General features: G+C 72.1%; 11 protein-coding genes and 3 tRNA genes. 5 read left to right on the top strand and 9 right to left on the bottom strand.

The window, feature by feature from the left end:
* The first annotated feature begins 139 nt into the window (after positions 1-139).
* Positions 140-1,162, top strand: a complete 1,023-nt coding sequence (locus NQU54_RS39335; protein ID WP_257635178.1) for an alpha/beta fold hydrolase — start codon at positions 140-142, stop codon at positions 1,160-1,162.
* A gap of 236 nt (positions 1,163-1,398) precedes the next feature.
* Here NQU54_RS39335 and NQU54_RS39330 read toward each other — a convergent pair.
* From NQU54_RS39330 to NQU54_RS39320, 3 genes are all read right to left on the bottom strand, one after another.
* Positions 1,399-1,475: transfer RNA gene (locus tag NQU54_RS39330), tRNA-Ile, on the bottom strand.
* A 175-nt stretch (positions 1,476-1,650) separates the two neighbouring features.
* Positions 1,651-1,723 (bottom strand) — tRNA-Asn (locus NQU54_RS39325).
* A 5-nt stretch (positions 1,724-1,728) separates the two neighbouring features.
* Positions 1,729-1,801: transfer RNA gene (locus tag NQU54_RS39320), tRNA-Asn, on the bottom strand.
* Positions 1,802-2,050: 249 nt separating this feature from the next.
* Between NQU54_RS39320 and NQU54_RS39315 the strand changes: the two genes are divergently transcribed.
* Together NQU54_RS39315 and NQU54_RS39310 are read left to right on the top strand one after the other, a co-directional pair.
* On the top strand, positions 2,051-2,320 hold the full coding sequence (locus tag NQU54_RS39315) for a YtxH domain-containing protein (protein WP_257635202.1): 270 nt from the start codon (positions 2,051-2,053) through the stop codon (positions 2,318-2,320).
* 25 nt (positions 2,321-2,345) lie between these two features.
* Complete coding sequence (locus NQU54_RS39310; RefSeq protein WP_257635177.1) at positions 2,346-3,845, top strand: FGGY family carbohydrate kinase; 1,500 nt, start codon at positions 2,346-2,348, stop codon at positions 3,843-3,845.
* A 210-nt stretch (positions 3,846-4,055) separates the two neighbouring features.
* Here the strand turns inward: NQU54_RS39310 and NQU54_RS39305 are convergent, their stop codons facing one another.
* From NQU54_RS39305 to NQU54_RS39285, 5 genes are all read right to left on the bottom strand, one after another.
* Complete coding sequence (locus NQU54_RS39305; protein WP_257635176.1) at positions 4,056-5,285, bottom strand: RNA polymerase sigma factor; 1,230 nt, start codon at positions 5,283-5,285, stop codon at positions 4,056-4,058.
* A 369-nt stretch (positions 5,286-5,654) separates the two neighbouring features.
* A complete protein-coding gene (gene dnaG / locus NQU54_RS39300; RefSeq protein ID WP_257635175.1) occupies positions 5,655-7,643 on the bottom strand; it encodes a DNA primase in 1,989 nt (662 codons plus the stop codon).
* A 74-nt stretch (positions 7,644-7,717) separates the two neighbouring features.
* The gene (locus NQU54_RS39295; protein ID WP_100807322.1) at positions 7,718-9,013 is read right to left on the bottom strand and encodes an NAD(P)/FAD-dependent oxidoreductase; all 1,296 of its coding nucleotides are present in this window, start codon (positions 9,011-9,013) and stop codon (positions 7,718-7,720) included.
* A 253-nt stretch (positions 9,014-9,266) separates the two neighbouring features.
* Positions 9,267-10,628, bottom strand: a complete 1,362-nt coding sequence (locus NQU54_RS39290) for a deoxyguanosinetriphosphate triphosphohydrolase (protein ID WP_257635174.1) — start codon at positions 10,626-10,628, stop codon at positions 9,267-9,269.
* Entirely contained in the window at positions 10,625-11,458 is an 834-nt protein-coding gene (locus tag NQU54_RS39285; RefSeq protein WP_257635201.1) for a sirohydrochlorin chelatase, read from the bottom strand. The genes NQU54_RS39290 and NQU54_RS39285 overlap by 4 nt, the downstream gene beginning before the upstream one ends.
* 331 nt (positions 11,459-11,789) lie before the next feature.
* Between NQU54_RS39285 and NQU54_RS39280 the strand changes: the two genes are divergently transcribed.
* Positions 11,790-14,099: a molybdopterin oxidoreductase family protein gene (locus NQU54_RS39280; protein ID WP_257635173.1), complete on the top strand. Its 2,310-nt coding sequence runs from the start codon at positions 11,790-11,792 to the stop codon at positions 14,097-14,099.
* A gap of 31 nt (positions 14,100-14,130) precedes the next feature.
* On the opposite strand, the gene NQU54_RS39275 is transcribed toward NQU54_RS39280, so the two are convergent.
* Positions 14,131-15,117, bottom strand: a complete 987-nt coding sequence (locus NQU54_RS39275) for an adenosine deaminase (protein ID WP_257635172.1) — start codon at positions 15,115-15,117, stop codon at positions 14,131-14,133.
* A 155-nt stretch (positions 15,118-15,272) separates the two neighbouring features.
* Between NQU54_RS39275 and NQU54_RS39270 the strand changes: the two genes are divergently transcribed.
* A complete protein-coding gene (locus NQU54_RS39270; protein ID WP_257635171.1) occupies positions 15,273-15,920 on the top strand; it encodes a Uma2 family endonuclease in 648 nt (215 codons plus the stop codon).
* Positions 15,921-15,957 lie beyond the last annotated feature (37 nt).

The following is a 15,957-nucleotide window of genomic DNA, read 5'->3' as shown; positions in this document are numbered from 1 at the left end:
CCCCACGTGCTGCGCACACCATGGTCCGGTAGGGCCACAACAGTGGGTGCAGGCATTTCTTCGCTCTGCCCCGCATTCACCATTTCCGCTGGAAGCATTCATGACTCACGGCAGGTGAATCACTTCAGGTAGGTGAATCATGGGCACCCGAATAGGAAAGACCAACACATTCGCCGCGCTCGTCGCGGCACTGGTGACTGTCCTGGTGATCTCCCTCGGCGCGAGTTCCGGAGCATGGGGCGAGAGTCGCGGGCATGGCACCGCGACGAAGCAATCGCCGTCGCCTTACCCGAAAGTGAAACCGCCCCCCGGCTTTCAGTCCAAGTACGCGAACGTGAACGGCTTCCGCATGCACTACCTGCGGGGCGGCACAGGTTCACCGGTCGTGCTGATCCACGGGTTTCCTCAGTCGTGGGCCGAGTGGCGGGACCAGATGGGACCGCTCTCCAAGAACCACACCGTGATCGCCGTCGACCTCCGCGGCGCCGGCAACTCCGAAGTCACCAAGAGCGGTTATCAGAAGGCGCAGATGGCCAGGGACGTACATGAACTGCTGAAGCGGCTGAAGCTGAACGACGGCGTTCAGGTCGTCGGGCACGACGTCGGCCTGTGGGTCAGCTACGCCTACGCGGCCCAGTGGCCGTCCGAGGTGCGCCGCATGGCCGTGATGGAAGCTCCCATCCCGGACGACAGCCTGTACCGCTTCCCGGCTCTGGAGGCCAACCCGAAGACCCCGTCGATGTGGCACTTCGGCCTGTTCCAGTTGCCTCTCGCCGAGCAACTCATCTCTGGTCACGAGCGCGTCTTCGTCCATGGCTTCATCGGGGAGCTTCTGGTCAATAAGTCCGCGTTCACGCCGGCTGACTACGACTTCTACGCCCACTACCTGAAGCAGCCGGGCCGCACGCTGGCCTGGATGCGCATGTACCGCCAGCTCCGCGAAGACGTCCAGCAGAACAAGAAGTTCCTGGCCGAAGGCAAACTGAGGATGCCCATCCTGGCGATCGGCGGCCAGGCGTCATTCGGTGGCAAAATCGCCGACCAATGGCGTGACTACGCCATGAACGTCCACGGCCGGGTCGTGAAGGGTTCGGGTCACTGGGTGACCGAGGAGAAGCCGCGGGAAGTGACGGCCATGCTCCAGTCCTTCCTCCGGAAGTAGGTTCCACCATACGCGCGCCCCCGAGAGGGTCCGGCGGAGCGACATCGCCGTCCGCCGGACCTCGAAGGGGCGCCGGAAAGCGGCTGAAGGCTCCCCTGTCCCCTGAACCAGCCTCGTGGCCCCTGTATGGTCCCTGGATCTTGGTCTGAACGGATGAACGGGAGCCCCCGCATCGGCGCGGCGACTCCCGTTTCTGCATCTGCGCAGGTCAGAATGGGTCTGCCCGCGTAGTGCCCTGGTGGGGCGGGTGGGACTCGAACCCACGGCCGACGGATTATGAGTCCGCTGCTCTAACCGGCTGAGCTACCGCCCCGTAACGGCGCGTCGTGCACATCCGCGCGCGCCGTCTGCCGCAGCATAGCTGCTCATACGATCTGCTGCTTCGGAGGGCCGATGCTGGGAGCCCCCCTGGCTTCGATCATGACGTAGATCACGCGCGGAGGGGCCCGGAAAATGAAAAAGGACCCCTCAAGGGGTCCTCCTCCCAGCTCCCCCGACTGGACTCGAACCAGTAACCCTCCGGTTAACAGCCGAATGCTCTGCCAATTGAGCTACAGGGGACCGAGCTCCCCCGACTGGACTCGAACCAGTAACCTGCCGGTTAACAGCCGGCTGCTCTGCCAATTGAGCTACAGGGGATTGCTCCGTGTGCCGCGACCGTGGCCCCGCCCGGGGGTTCCCGGACGGCGTGCGCTCGCTGCGACACATACATTAGCGCAAGCAGGGGGGTGCTCCGCCAATCGGTATCGCCGCGTCCGCCCCCGCGCGATCCCCGGCCGATCCAGGGATGATCTTCTACGTGATCGAGGGTGATCTGCGGCACGGGCGGGTAGGCGTGCGGCACGACCCCGGGGTCCAGTTGTGAAGGACAGCGAGAAGGGCAGGTCGATGCGCTACCGGCTGACGTTCATCACCGGGATGGCTGTGGGTTACGTACTGGGCACGCGAGCCGGCCGCGAGCGGTACGAGCAGTTGCGCGCGTGCGCGCAGAAGCTCGCGCAGAACCCGGCCGTCCGCAATACCGCCGAGTCGGCCGTGCAGGGAGGCCGGCAGGCCGCCGTGAAGGCGCTGGACAAGGTCCGGCCGCTGCGCGAGAAGATCGGGCAGCGCGACGCCCGCGCCGTACGAGAGGACGACTGGGGCACCAGCAACACCTAGCCGCGGCGGTGGCATGATCTGATCCATGGGGATAGTCGCCGGGTTGGACAGTTCGTCCGAGAGCACACGAATCGTCGTCTGTGACACCGATACAGGTGCCGTGATCAAACAGGGGTACGCCCCGCACCCGGTCGGCGGCAGCGGCAATGTGGATCCACAGACGTGGCTGATGTCCCTCGGCGAGGCCGCCGAGGGCGGGCTGCTCGAAGGGGTCCAGGCCATCGGCGTCTCGGCGCAGCAGCACGGGCTGCTGGCGCTGGACGCGGGCGGGGTGCTGGTGCGCCCCGCCTCGATGGGCAATGACAAGCGCGCACAGTCCGCGGCCGCCGACCTCACCGAGGCGCTCGGCGGCCGCACCGCGTGGGCCCAGGCGGTCGGCGCCGTGCCGACCGCCTCGCAGCCGGTGGCCAAACTGCGCTGGCTGGCGCGGAACGAGCCGGAGTCGGCGCACCGCGTGGCCGAGCTGATGCAGCCGCACGACTGGCTGGTGTGGCAGCTCCTGGGACGGCCGATGCGGCGTACGACCGACCGCGGCACGGCCTCCAGCAGCGGCTACTGGTCGGCGGCGAGCGGATCCTGGCGCCCCGACCTGGTGCAGCTGGCCCTCGGTCACCAGGTGCGGCTGCCCGAGGTGATCGGCCCGGCCGACGCCGCCGGGCACACCCCCGAGGGGCTGCTGATCTCCGCCGGTACGGGCGAGACCATGGCCGCCGCCTTCGGGCTCGGGGTCGGGATCGGCGACGCGGTGATCTCGCTGGGCGCCTCCGGCTCGGTCTTCTCCGTCCACCACGAGGCGCTGGCCGATCCGACCGGCACGATCCTGTCGTACGCCGACGCCACCGGAATGCATCTGCCGGTGGTGCATACGCTCAACGCGGTACGGACGCTGCGCGGTACGGCGGAGTTGCTCAGCACGGATCTTGAGGGGCTGTCCGCGCTCGCGATGAAGTCCACCCCGGGGTCGTACGGGCTGGTGTTCCTGCCCTATCTGGAGGGCGAGCGGACCCCGCATCTGCCGCATACGGCGGGCACGCTGACCGGGCTGCGCCGCGAGTCGATGAAGCCCGAACATCTGGCGCGGGCCGCGTTCGAGGGGATGCTGTGCGGGCTCGCGGACGCGCTGGACGTGCTGCGCGGGCGCGGTGTCCAGGTGCGGCGCGTCTTCCTGCTCGGGCCCGCGGCCGATCTCCAGGCCGTCCGCGCGATCGCGCCCGCGCTGCTGGGGGCGCGGATCGTGGTGCCCCAGCCCGCCGACTACGCCGCGCTGGGCGCGGCCCGCCAGGCCGCGTGGGCGCTGGGCGTCTCGCACGGCACCCAGTCGCCGCACGAGCCGCCGCGCTGGCCGGCCGCGGCGAGCCAGGTCTTCGAACCAGGCGAGGACCTGCCGGTGGGGCAGTCGGTGCGGCAGCAGTACGTGGCGGTGCGGGAGCAGACCCACCCCGGGGCCTTCGAGCCCGGCGTCTTCGAGCCGGGGCCCCAGGAGGCCATGGGGCATGAGGCGGTAGGAGGGTATGGGGCCGTGTGAGGGCCCGCGGACGGGAGGCCCTGCCCGCGCGCGGGGCTTCGCCGCTAGGGCCTGTCTGGGGTTGTGATCTGGGTCAGGGAGCGGGGCGTGGTGCGTGCGATCGCAAGGCGCCGGAAGGCCCTCGTAGCGGAGCTACTAGGGCCTTCCGGCAACGCGGCGAGCGTGCGTGCCACGCCCCGCGAGCCCAGATCACAACCCCAGACAGGCCCTCTAGTCCAGATAGCCGCGGAGCTGATCGGCGAAGGCGTGGTCGCGGAGCTTGTTGAGCGTCTTCGACTCGATCTGGCGGATCCGCTCCCGCGTCACCCCGAAGATCCGGCCGATCTCCTCCAGGGTGCGGGGGCGGCCGTCGGCCAGTCCGTAGCGCAGCTGCACCACCTTGCGTTCGCGTTCGCCGAGCGTCGACAGCACGGCCTCCAGATGCTCGCGGAGCAGCAGGAAGGCCGCGGACTCCACGGGTGAGGCCGCGTCGCCGTCCTCGATGAGGTCGCCGAGTGCGACATCGTCCTCCTCGCCCACCGGCGCGTGGAGCGACACCGGCTCCTGGGCCAGCCGCAGCACCTCGCTCACCCGCTCCGGGAGGAGGTCGAGATGGGCGGCGACCTCTTCGGGGGTGGGTTCGTAGCCGCGCTCCTGGAGCATCCGGCGCTGGACCCGGACCACCCGGTTGATCAGCTCGACGACATGCACCGGGACCCGGATCGTCCGGGCCTGGTCGGCCAGGGCGCGGGACATGGCCTGGCGGATCCACCAGGTGGCGTACGTCGAGAACTTGTACCCGCGGGCGTAGTCGAACTTCTCGACCGCGCGGATCAGGCCGAGGTTGCCCTCCTGGACCAGGTCGAGCATGGTCAGGCCGCGGCCGACATAGCGCTTGGCGACGGAGACGACGAGGCGGAGGTTGGCCTCGATCAGCCGGCGCTTGGCCATCCGGCCCAGGACCACCAACCGGTCCAGGTCCAGGGCGAGTTGAGTGTCCAGGTCGGGGGCGTTGCCGAGCTTTTCCTCGGCGAAGAGACCCGCCTCGACCCGGCGGGCCAGCTCGACCTCCTCGACCGCGGAGAGCAGCGGGATCCGCCCGATCTCGCGGAGGTACTGGCGGAAGAGGTCGGCGGAGGGGCCGCTGGAGTCGGCGCGGGCGGGCGGCCCGACCGGTTCGACGGGCTCTTCGGCTTCCACGGCCTCCAAGGGCTCGGTGGGCCCGGCGGGCTCCTCGGGTTCCGCTTCGGGGGCGCCGTCGGCGGCGGGGCCGGAGACCGTGTCGGGGGCGAGGTCGGCCAGGGGGTCCGGTGCGGCGTCCTGGCCGGTATCCGGTACGCCTTCCGGGGCGAGCTCCGTCGAGTCCTCGGGCACGGCCGGCGCTACCGCTGTGGCGTGGGGCGGGTGGGGCGACCGGGGGTGCGGCGAAGGTGCCGCGTCGGTGAGGGTCTGGGTCTGCACGGGGGCGACCTCCAGGGTGATCGCTGCTGAGGGGGCAGAACGATCGGGCACGGCACGGCGGCCGCGCCGCCGTCCGTCCCGTACGTCTTGAGCGACTCTGCGGGGGATTCCGGCCCTACCCGGCCAACACCGCCGCGCTCCGAGGACTCAGGCACCGCAACCAGTGTGGAGTACGACGCAGGCCCGCCACGAGGGGCGTGCGGGCACTTTTTGCTCAGCGGGCCGTGACCGTACGACTACCCGGCGGCTACAGCGACCCCTCCGGTCCGCCCGCCGACCCACGAACGGGCTGGCCGGAACCCATCCACCGGCCCCGTGCCGCGCTCACCGGTCCGGTGCGGCCCCGGACTCCCTGAGCGCCCGCTTTCCCTACAGCGCCGCCGCGCCCCGGTCCCGGAGCGACTGGCCGTACTGCTGGAGCACCCACAGCTCGTTCTGCACGGCGGCGAGGTGGGCGGGGTCGGCGTGCTGCCCCAGGCGCTGGAGGGCGCCCCGCACCTCGGTCACGCGGTGGTTCACCGCGGCCAGCCGTACGGCCACCAACTGCACGCCCGCGTAGATCTCGTCCGGGTCGCGGCGGGTGTGCGGCGGCTCGACGGCGAGCTCGGTGACCATGGCCCGGACCGTGTCGTCGGGCGCCGCCTCCCGGACCCGGGCGAGATAGTCGGCGTCCGCCGCGGCCGCGCCGCCCGCGTCCTCGATGGCGCGGCGCACCGCCGCGTACGGCGGGGCGGTGAACTCGTCGATGCCGTAGGCGTCGAAGGCCGGGGAGACCAGCTGGGGGTGTTGCAGCGCCAGCTTGAGCAGCTCGCGCTCGACGCGGTGGGCGGGGCTGCGCAGGTTCAGCGCCGGGCCTCGCGGGACCGGCGGCGCACCGGCCGCGCCAGGTCCTCCGGGCCCACCGGGACCAGCCGGACCGCCGGGGCCGCCGCCGCGCTGGTCACCGCGGCCGCCGAACCGGGATCCCCCCGGGCCGCCGCCCCTCTGATCGCCGCGGCCACTGTGCTCCGGGCCGCCGTTCTGCCTGCTGCGGGCCAGCCCGCGCACCCGGCGGATGATCGACTGCTCCTCGGCCTGGGTGGCGATGCCGACCATCCCGATCAGCCGGATCGCATAGCGGTCCCGCAGCCCGGGGTTCTTGATCGCCGCGACGACCGGCACCGCCTCGTCGACCGCGGCGATCCGCCCCTCCTCGGTGTCCAGGTTGTAGCGGGAGACGATCGACTTCAGCGCGAAGGCGAACAGCGGGGTGCGGCTTTCGACCAGGTCCGCCACGGCCTCGTCACCGCGGGCCAGGCGGAGCTCGCACGGGTCCATCCCGTCGGGGGTGATCGCGATGGAGGTCTCGGCGGCGAACCGCTGGTCGTCCTCGAATGCGCGCAGCGCGGCCTTCTGCCCGGCCGCGTCGCCGTCGAAGGTGAACACGACCTCCGCCCCGGAGTTGTCCATCAGCAGCCGTCGGAGGATCTTGATGTGGTCGCCGCCGAAGGAGGTGCCGCAGGTGGCGATGGCGGTGGTGACGCCCGCGAGATGGCAGGCCATGACGTCCGTATAGCCCTCGACCACCACCGCCCGGCTGCTCTTGGCGATGTCCTTCTTGGCGAGGTCGATGCCGTAGAGGACCTGGGACTTCCGGTAGAGCGGGGTCTCGGGGGTGTTGAGGTACTTCGGGCCGTTGTCGTCGTCGCGCAGCTTGCGGGCGCCGAAGCCGACGACCTCACCGGAGATGTCCCGGATCGGCCACATCAGCCGGCCCCGGAAGCGGTCGATGGGGCCGCGGCGGCCCTCCTGGACGAGCCCGGAGAGGATCAGCTCCTTGTCGGTGAAGCCACGGCCGCGCAGATAGCGGACGAGGTGGTCCCAGCCGGCCGGGCTGTAGCCGACGCCGAAGTGCTGCGCCGCGGCCTGGTCGAAGCCGCGCTGGGCCAGGAAGGTGCGGCCGATCTCCGCCTCGGGGCCGTCCAGCTGCTCGATGTAGAACTGCGCGGCCGCCTTGTGGGCCTCGACCAGCCGGGTGCGCTCGCCCTGCTGGCGGCCGGGGGTATAGCCACCCTCCTCATAGCGCAGGGTGATCCCGGCCTGGGAGGCCAGCCGCTCGATGGTCTCGGCGAAGGAGAGGTGGTCGATCTTCATGATGAAGTCGACCGTGTCGCCGCCCTCCTGGCAGCCGAAGCAGTAGTAGAGCCCCTTGCTGGGGCTGACCTGGAAGGACGGGCTCTTCTCGTCATGGAAGGGGCATAGGCCCTTGAGATTGCCACCCCCCGCGTTACGCAGCTGGAGGTATTCGGATACGACGGCGTCGATCGGGACCGCTGCCCGCACCGCCTTCACGTCGTCATCGTTGATCCTGCCTGCCACGCCCGAATTCTACGGCCGGGGTCCGACATGGCCATCCGCCGCCTGCCGGACCCCGGCGAATGCGCGCCAGGCACCTACGTGAGCAGCGAGTTCAGCGGGACGGACGGGTCGGCCAGGGCCGCCGGGTCTAGCTGGTGGCCGCCGCGGATGAGCCGTTGGATCGATTCGGTGACGTCCCAGACGTTGACGTTCATGCCCGCGAGCAGCCGGCCGTCGTTCAGCCAGAAGGCGATGAACTGCCGCTTGCCGACGTCGCCGCGCACCAGCACCTGGTCGTACGAGCCGGGCGGGGCGTAGCCGGAGTACTCCAGGCCGACGTCGTACTGGTCGGAGAAGAAGTACGGCACCCGGTCGTACGCGACGTCCTGGCCGAGCATGGCGCGGGCCGCCGCCGGGCCGCCGTTGAGGGCGTTGGCCCAGTGCTCGACGCGCAGCCGGGCGCTCGGCGGGAGGGCGGCCCGTACGGGGGTGCCCTCGAGGAACGCGAGCGGGGCGGAGGCCGCGTCGCCCGCCGCGAAGATGTCCGGGTCGCTGGTGCGCAGCGAGGCGTCGACCGCGATACCGCCGCCCGCCGCGCGGTCCACCACCTCCAGACCCGCGGCCTCGGCGAGGGCGGTGCGCGGGGCGGCGCCGATGGCGGCCAGCACGCTGTGGGCGGGGTGCTCCTCGCCGTCGTCGGTGAGGGCGGCCAGCACCATGCCGTCCTGGCCGGTGATCTCGGTGAGGCGGGCGCCGAAGTGGAAGCGGACGCCGTGCTCACCGTGGAGGTCGGCGAAGAGGGCGCCCAGCTCGGGGCCGAGGACGGGGTGGAGCGGGGTGGGCTCGGGCTCGACGATGGTCACCTCGGCGCCGTAGCCGCGGGCGGCGGCCGCGACCTCCAGGCCGATCCAGCCCGCGCCCGCGATGACCAGCTGGCCGTTGTCCCGGCCGAGGGCGGTGAGGACACCCTTCAGCCGCTCGGCGTGGGCGAGCCGGCGCAGATGGTGGACCCCGGCCAGATCGGTGCCGGGGATGTCGAGGCGGCGCGGCTCGGCACCGGTGGCCAGCAGCAGCCGGTCGTAGTGGACCCGGGTGCCGTCGCCCAGGGTGACGGCCTTGGCTGCGCGGTCCAGGTGGACGGCGGGCAGGCCGAGGTGGAGCTCGATATCGGACTGGGCGTACCAGGCGGGCTCGTGGACGAAGACGCTGTCGCGCTCCTGGCTGCCGGTGAGGAAGCCCTTGGACAGCGGGGGCCGTTCATAGGGGTGGTCGCGCTCGTCACAGATGAGGATCACCCGCCCGGTGAATCCCTCCGCTCGAAGGGTTTCCGCGGCTTTCGCCCCGGCCAGGCCCCCTCCGACAATGACGAATGTCTGGTGTGCGTCGACCACTTGTGTCCTCCTCGCTGCCGAGCGGTGCCGAGCAGTTCCGCTATCAGTGCCTTACCCCGGTCACGTCAGGTCGTGCCGTCACCGCCCCGGAAGCTGTGCGGAAACGCTGTGCCGGACGGTGCTGGACCGTATACCGAATACCGAAAGCCGTACCGAACGCTGTGTCAAAGGGGAGCCTCCCGCACCGGGCGTGCGTCGGGAAGGGCCGGTAGGCCGTATGTGTGCACGGAAACGGCGTCCGGCGGGCGGTGCTTCAGGCGGTGAGCCGTGCGTGCAGCCCCCGGGCCGAGGTGTCGGTCAGGGAGGCGATCTGGTCGACGATCGACCGCAGCCGGCCGCGGTCGTCCCCGGCCGCGTCGAAGAGGCCCCGGAACTGGGGGTCCAGGCCGTCGGGGGCGCGGGCGATCAGGGCGGCGCCCAGCTCGGCGATGACCACGCGCTGATCGGCCCGGACCAGCTCCTGGTCGGCGCGCTGGATGACGTACCGGTCGGCGACCGCCTTGAGGACCGCGCACTCCAGGTGGATGGCGCGCGGCACGACCAGCTCGGCGTGGTAGCGGGTGAAGCGGCCGGTGCCGTACGCCGCGCGGGTGGCGCCCTCGGCGGCCAGGCAGAAGCGGCCGATGAGCTGGCTGGTGGCGTCCTTGAGACGGGCCTGGGCGACGGACGAGCCGTCATAGCCGTGCGGCCACCACTCCTGGCCCAGCAGCCGGTCCAGCGCCTCGGCCAGCTCCCCTGGCTCGGCCCCGGGGGCGTAGCGGTCCGCGACGACGGCGAAGACCTCGCGGCGCTCGGGCCCGGAGAGCAGGCTCGCGGGGTCCAGATGGCCCGCGTGCAGCCCGTCCTCGACATCGTGGACGGAGTAGGCGACATCGTCGGACCAGTCCATGACCTGGGCCTCGAAGGTCGTACGGCCCTCGGGGGCGCCCTGCCGGTACCACTCGAAGATCGGGATGTCGTCCTCGTAGACCCCGAACTTCGGGGAGCCGGGGCTGTGCGGATGGCCGCCGCGCGGCCAGGGGTACTTGGTGGCGGCGTCCAGCGCGGCGCGCGTGAGGTTGAGGCCGACGCTCACCGGCTCGCCGGTCTTCCGGTCGGGCACGAACCGCTTCGGTTCGAGCCGGGCCAGCAGCCGCAGCGACTGCGCGTTTCCCTCGAAGCCGCCGCAGCGCTCGGCGATCTCGTTGAGCACCCGCTCGCCATTGTGCCCGAACGGCGGATGGCCGAGGTCATGGGCGAGGCAGGCCATCTCCACCAGATCCGGGTCGCAGCCAAGCGCGGCCCCCAGCTCACGGCCCACCTGGGCGCACTCCAGGGAGTGGGTCAGCCGGGTGCGGGGCGTGCCGTCGAAGGCCGGGGCGCGCCCGGCCGGTCCGGGGTCGGCGGCCGGTGCGGCGGGCACCACCTGGGTCTTCCCGGCCAGTCGGCGCAGCGCGGCGGAGTGCAGCACCCGCGCCCGGTCCCGCTGGAAGGCGGTCCGGCCCGGCCGCTTGTCGGGCTCGGGCGCCCAGCGCTCGAGGTCCGCCGCGGCGTAGCCGGGGACGCGGCGGGTGTCGGCCTCGGGGGCACCGGCCCAAGGGGCCGGATCGGGTTCAGGGGGCGCGCTGGGGCTCATACCCCGACGGTAGCCGCCGGGTGTGACAGGGGCGCAGAGGCGAGGGCCTGTTCATAGCGGCGGAGCACGAGCCGCGCCACCGCCGGGTGGGCGCCGAGCGGGGCGGCGGCGACACCGGGGGCGGCGTTCGCGCACTGGGTGGCGAAGCGGCCGGGCGCGGTGAAGTAGGAGGCCACCGCGATCCGGTCACGGCCGAGCGCGGCCAGCGCCCGTACGGCCTCGGGCACGGTGGGGCCGGAGCCGGAGGCGTAGCCGGGCAGCACGGGCACACCGCCGAGCCGGGCGCCGAGCAGGGCGGCGGTCCGGGCCGTGTCGAGGGCCGCGTCCGGGTCGCGGGAGCCCGCGGCGGCCAGGACGACGCCGGCCCGGTGCGGGGCCGACGTCTGTCGTCCCGCCTCCATCGGCCAGGCGTACGCGGCCTCGGCCAACCGGGCGTCCAGCGCCTCGGCGAGCAGCGGGTCGGGGCCGAGCGGAGCGGCGATCCGGGCGGTGAGGTGGGGCGCGGCGGCGACGGCGTCCGGGATGTCCTGTTTGATGTGGTAGCCGCGGCTCAGCAGCAGCGGGACGAGCACGACCTCGCCGCGCAGCGCGGCCAGCGTGTCGCTCAGCAGCGGCTGGTTGAGCTCGATATGGCCGAGGCGTACGGGCAGTCCGGGGCGGAGCGCGCGGACGCGGTCCAGGAGGGCGGTCACGGTGCGCAGCGCCTCGGGGTCCCGGCTGCCATGGGCGACGGCGACGAGCGTCGGCGGACGGTCGCGGCGACCCCGGCGGACGCCGTGGGCGCCCAGCCGGTCGAGCTGGGTGGTGAGCTGTGTGGTGAACCGGGTCATGAGCCGCTGGGCACTGTCGAAGTCCGCCGTACCGTCGACCGCCTTACCGTCCAAGCCTGCCGTGCCGTCGAAGCCCGCCTTACCGTCCAAGCCTGCCGTGCCGTCGCAGGCCGCCCCACTGTCGGGGCGAACGGGACCGGAGAGACCAAGGGGACCAGGGTCAAGCGTCATGGCCAGAGCCTGGCAGCGGCAGATTGCACCGCCGTTGCGCCGCCGTGACAGGTGGTTGCGCCGATTTCACCGGCCGCCGGGCCCCGCGCTGAGGTCCGCGCCCCGCAGGTGTAACCCGAGGTGACGCGCGCTGTAACACGGCCGTAGCACGCTCCTGGGCATGGCGTACGTCCCCGGGGAGCACTCCCCCGCCTCCGACCCCGTCGACACGCACTGCCCTTACTGTTCGCTCCAGTGCGGTATGGCGCTGCGCCCGGTGGCGCCGGACGGCGGGCCGGTCGGTGTCGAGGTCGTCGAGCGCACCGCGTTCCCCGTCAACCGTGGCGCGCTGTGCGGTAAGGGCCGCACCGCGCCCGCCGTGCTCTCCTCCCGGGTGCGTCTGACCGAGCCGCTGGTCCGCCGCCCTGACTCCGGTCGGCTCGAACCGGCCACCTGGGAGGAGGCCCTCGACCGGATCGCCGAGGGCCTGGCGGCCACCGGCCGGGCGTACGGCCGCGACGCGGTGGGGGTCTTCGGCGGCGGCGGGCTGACCAACGAGAAGGCGTACGCGCTGGGGAAGTTCGCCCGGGTGGTGCTCGGCACCTCGCAGATCGACTACAACGGCCGGTTCTGCATGTCCTCGGCCGCCGCCGCCCATCAGCGGGCCTTCGGTCTTGACCGAGGGCTGCCGTTCCCGCTGGCGGACGTGGCCCGCACCGGATGCGTCGTCCTCGTCGGCTCGAACCTGGCCGAGACCATGCCGCCCGCGCTGCGCCATCTGACCGAGCTGAAGGAGGCGGGCGGCCGGCTGATCGTGGTCGATCCCCGGCGGACCCGTACGGCGGAGCAGGCGGATCTGCACCTGGCGCCGCGCCCCGGCACCGATCTCGCGCTCGCGCTGGGGCTGCTGCACCTGGTGGTCGCGGAGGGCCGGGTGGACGAGGAGTTCGTCGAACGGCGCACCAGCGGCTGGCCCGAGGCACGGGCCGCCGCGATGGCCCACTGGCCGGAGCTGGTGGAGCGGATCACGGGCGTGCCGGTTCCTGAGCTCCGTAAGGCCGTCACGATGTTCTGCGGCGCCGAGAACTCCATGGTGCTGACGGCCCGGGGCCCCGAACAGCAGTCCAAGGGCACCGACACCGTCGGCGCGTGGATCAACCTGTGCCTGGCCACCGGCCGCGCGGGCCGCCCGCTGTCCGGCTACGGCTGCCTGACCGGCCAGGGCAACGGCCAAGGCGGCCGCGAACACGGCCAGAAGGCCGATCAGCTGCCCGGCTACCGCAAGCTGGACGACCCGGCCGCACGCGCCCATGTGGCGGCCGTATGGGGCGTCGAGCCGGACGCCCTCCCCGGGCCGGGGCGCAGCGCGTACGAGCTCCTGGACGCGCTCGGACGGGACGTCCGGGCGCTGCTGCTGATGGGCTCCAACCCGCTGGTCTCTGCCCCGCGCGCCGCCCATGTGGAGTCCCGGCTGCGGTCGCTGGACTTCCTGGCCGTCGCCGATGTCGTGCTCTCGGAGACCGCCGCGCTCGCCGATGTGGTCCTGCCGGTGGCCCAGTGGGCCGAGGAGACCGGGACCATGACCAACCTGGAGGGCCGGGTCGTCCTCCGCCGCGCGGCCCTCACCCCGCCGCCGGGCGTCCGGACGGATCTCCAGGTGCTGGGCGGGCTCGCGGCCCGGCTCGGCTGGGAGAAGGGGTTCCCGGCCGACGCGGAGGAGGTCTTCGAGGAGCTGCGGCGGGCGTCGGCCGGGGGCCCGGCGGACTACTCGGGCATCACATACCGGAGGATCGCGGAGGAGGACGGGGTGTTCTGGCCCTGTCCGGAGCGGACGGAGCGGACGGAGGGGGCGATGGGGGCGGAGGGGACGGAGGCGGACGGCTCCGAGGGCGCGGGGAGAGCCGACTCCGTGGACGCGGAGTCGGCCGACCCCGACGGCGCGGAGCGGGCCGAGGGCGCGGAGCGGGCCCACCCCGACGGCGCGAAGGGGACCGGCTCCGGGAGTGCCGGGCGGGCCGGTGGTCCGCACCCCGGTACGCCACGGCTCTTCCTCGACCGCTTCGCCACGGACGACGGGCGGGCCCGCTTCGCCCCGGTCGGCCACCGCCCGGCGGCCGAGGAGCCGGACGCCGAGTACCCGGTGCTGCTGACGACGGGCCGGGTGCTGGCCCAGTACCAGTCCGGCGCCCAGACCCGGCGCGTCGCCGAGCTCAACGAGGCCGCGCCCGGCCCCTACGTCCAGCTCCATCCGCGGCTCGCGGAGCGGCTGGGGGCGGACGAGGGGGCACCGATCGCGGTGGTCTCCCGGCGCGGCCGCGCCGTGGCCCCGGCGCGCATCAGCCGGGACATCCGGCCGGACACGGTGTTCATGCCGTTCCACTGGGCGGGGCCGGGGCGGGCCAACACGGTGACGAACCCGGCGCTGGACCCGGTCTCGCGAATGCCGGAGTTCAAGGTGTGCGCGGTACGGCTGGAGCTGTCCGAGGGCTGATCGCGCACCGGAACCCCGCACACTGGGGGACTCAGCGGGCCCAGCCCTCGACCTCCTTCAGGTACGCCGCCCGCGTCTCCTCGTCCAGGAAGGCGGCCTGGAAGGAGTTGCGGGCCAGGGTGCGCAGAGTGGCCTCGTCGAGGCCGAGCGCGTCCCGTACGGCGGTGTAGTTGTCGCCCACGTAGCCGCCGAAGTAGGCGGGGTCGTCGGAGTTGACGGTCACCAGCAGACCGGCGTCCAGCATCGCGGGCAGCGGATGGTCCTGAAGGCGGTCCACGACGCGCAGCCGGACGTTCGACAGGGGGCAGACGGTCAGCGGGGTCCGGTCCGCGACCAGCCGGGCCACCAGCGCCTCGTCCTCCAGGCACCGCACCCCGTGGTCGACGCGGTCCACGCCGAGGACGTCCAGCGCCTCCCACACATACGCGGGCGGCCCCTCCTCCCCCGCGTGCGCGACGCACTTCAGCCCCGCCTCCCGCGCCAGCGCGTACACCTCGCGGAACTTCGACGGCGGATGCCCGACCTCCGCCGAGTCCAGCCCGACGGCGGCGATCCGGTCCAGGTGGGGGCGGGCCGCCTCGAAGGTCGCCAGGGCCGACTCGGCGCTCTCGTCGCGCAGAAAGCACATGATCAGGCGCGTGGTGATGCCGTACGTCCGCGGCGCCGCGTCCAGCGCGCGGCCGATCCCACGGATCACCGTGTCGATCTCCACACCGCGCGCGGTGTGCGCCTGCGGATCGAAGAAGATCTCCGCATGGCGCACCCCCTGCGCACGGGCGCGGGCGAGATACGCGTCGGTGAGGTCGGCGAAGTCGTCCTCGGTGCGCAGCACGGTCATCAGCGCGTAGTAGAGATTCAGGAAGTCCTGAAGGTCCCCGAAGGAGTACGCGGCCCGCAGCTCCTCCCGCGTGGCGAACGGCAGATCGACCCCGTTGCGCCCCGCCAGCGCGAAGGCCAGATCGGGCTCCAGGGTGCCCTCGATATGGAGATGGAGCTCTGCGGTGGGAATCGGGGGCATGACGGGGATCACCTGCTGGTTTTCTGCGGTGCGGGATGGCTGGTCAAGGCTATGCGGGAGCGGATGCCTCACCCTTGTGGGGGTACTGCGAACGAAAGACGGATACCGCCGGAAGGCCGTCGCTACGGTGAGCGAAACAGTACGCTCCGTAGCAGATGGAGGACGCGGTGACCGCGATATTGGAGCGGCCAATGACCACAGAGACACCGGACGCCGAGGAGCCCCGAAAGGGGTTCGAGGAACTGCTCCGGACCACGGAGGAACTGGATACGCCGGACGGCTATAAGGCCGAGCTCATCAGGGGGAAGATCGTCGTGTCGCCGTGGTCGAGGCTGCCGTACCTGTGGCCCATGCGGGAACTTCGGCTGCGGCTGGAGCCCCATGCGCCCAAGCGGCACATCGCTGAGACCTCACCGTTTCTCTTCACTTTCCCCTCCGCTGAGCGGGCATTCGGTCCGGATCTGTTCATCGCGGATGGCGAGGCTTTCCGGGGTGTTGAGGGACGACATGCCGATAGCGAGGCGCTGTCCCTCGTCGCCGAGTTCACGTCCATCTCCACCCGAGACGTCGACTGGCAGGAGAAGCTCGAGGTCTACGGGCGCCATGTGCCGGTCTACCTCGTGGTCGACATGCAGGCCGAGGAGATCACGGCCTTCTGGGATCCGTCGGACCGCGGATACCACGCACGGATGACCGTCCCGTTCGGTAAGCCGCTGCCCATCCCCGCGCCGTTCGACTTCGAACTCGACACGAACATCTTCTTGGAGACCGAGGAGCCCGAAAAGGAGGAAGCTACCGAGTAGCCCGCAGGCAACCGCCACCCCTTCCCTGGCGTCACAC

The sequence above is a fragment of the Streptomyces malaysiensis subsp. samsunensis genome, assembly GCF_024519315.1.
GTDB classification, from domain to species: Bacteria; Actinomycetota; Actinomycetes; order Streptomycetales; family Streptomycetaceae; genus Streptomyces; species Streptomyces malaysiensis.
This window is presented reverse-complemented; position numbering and strand designations above follow the sequence as displayed.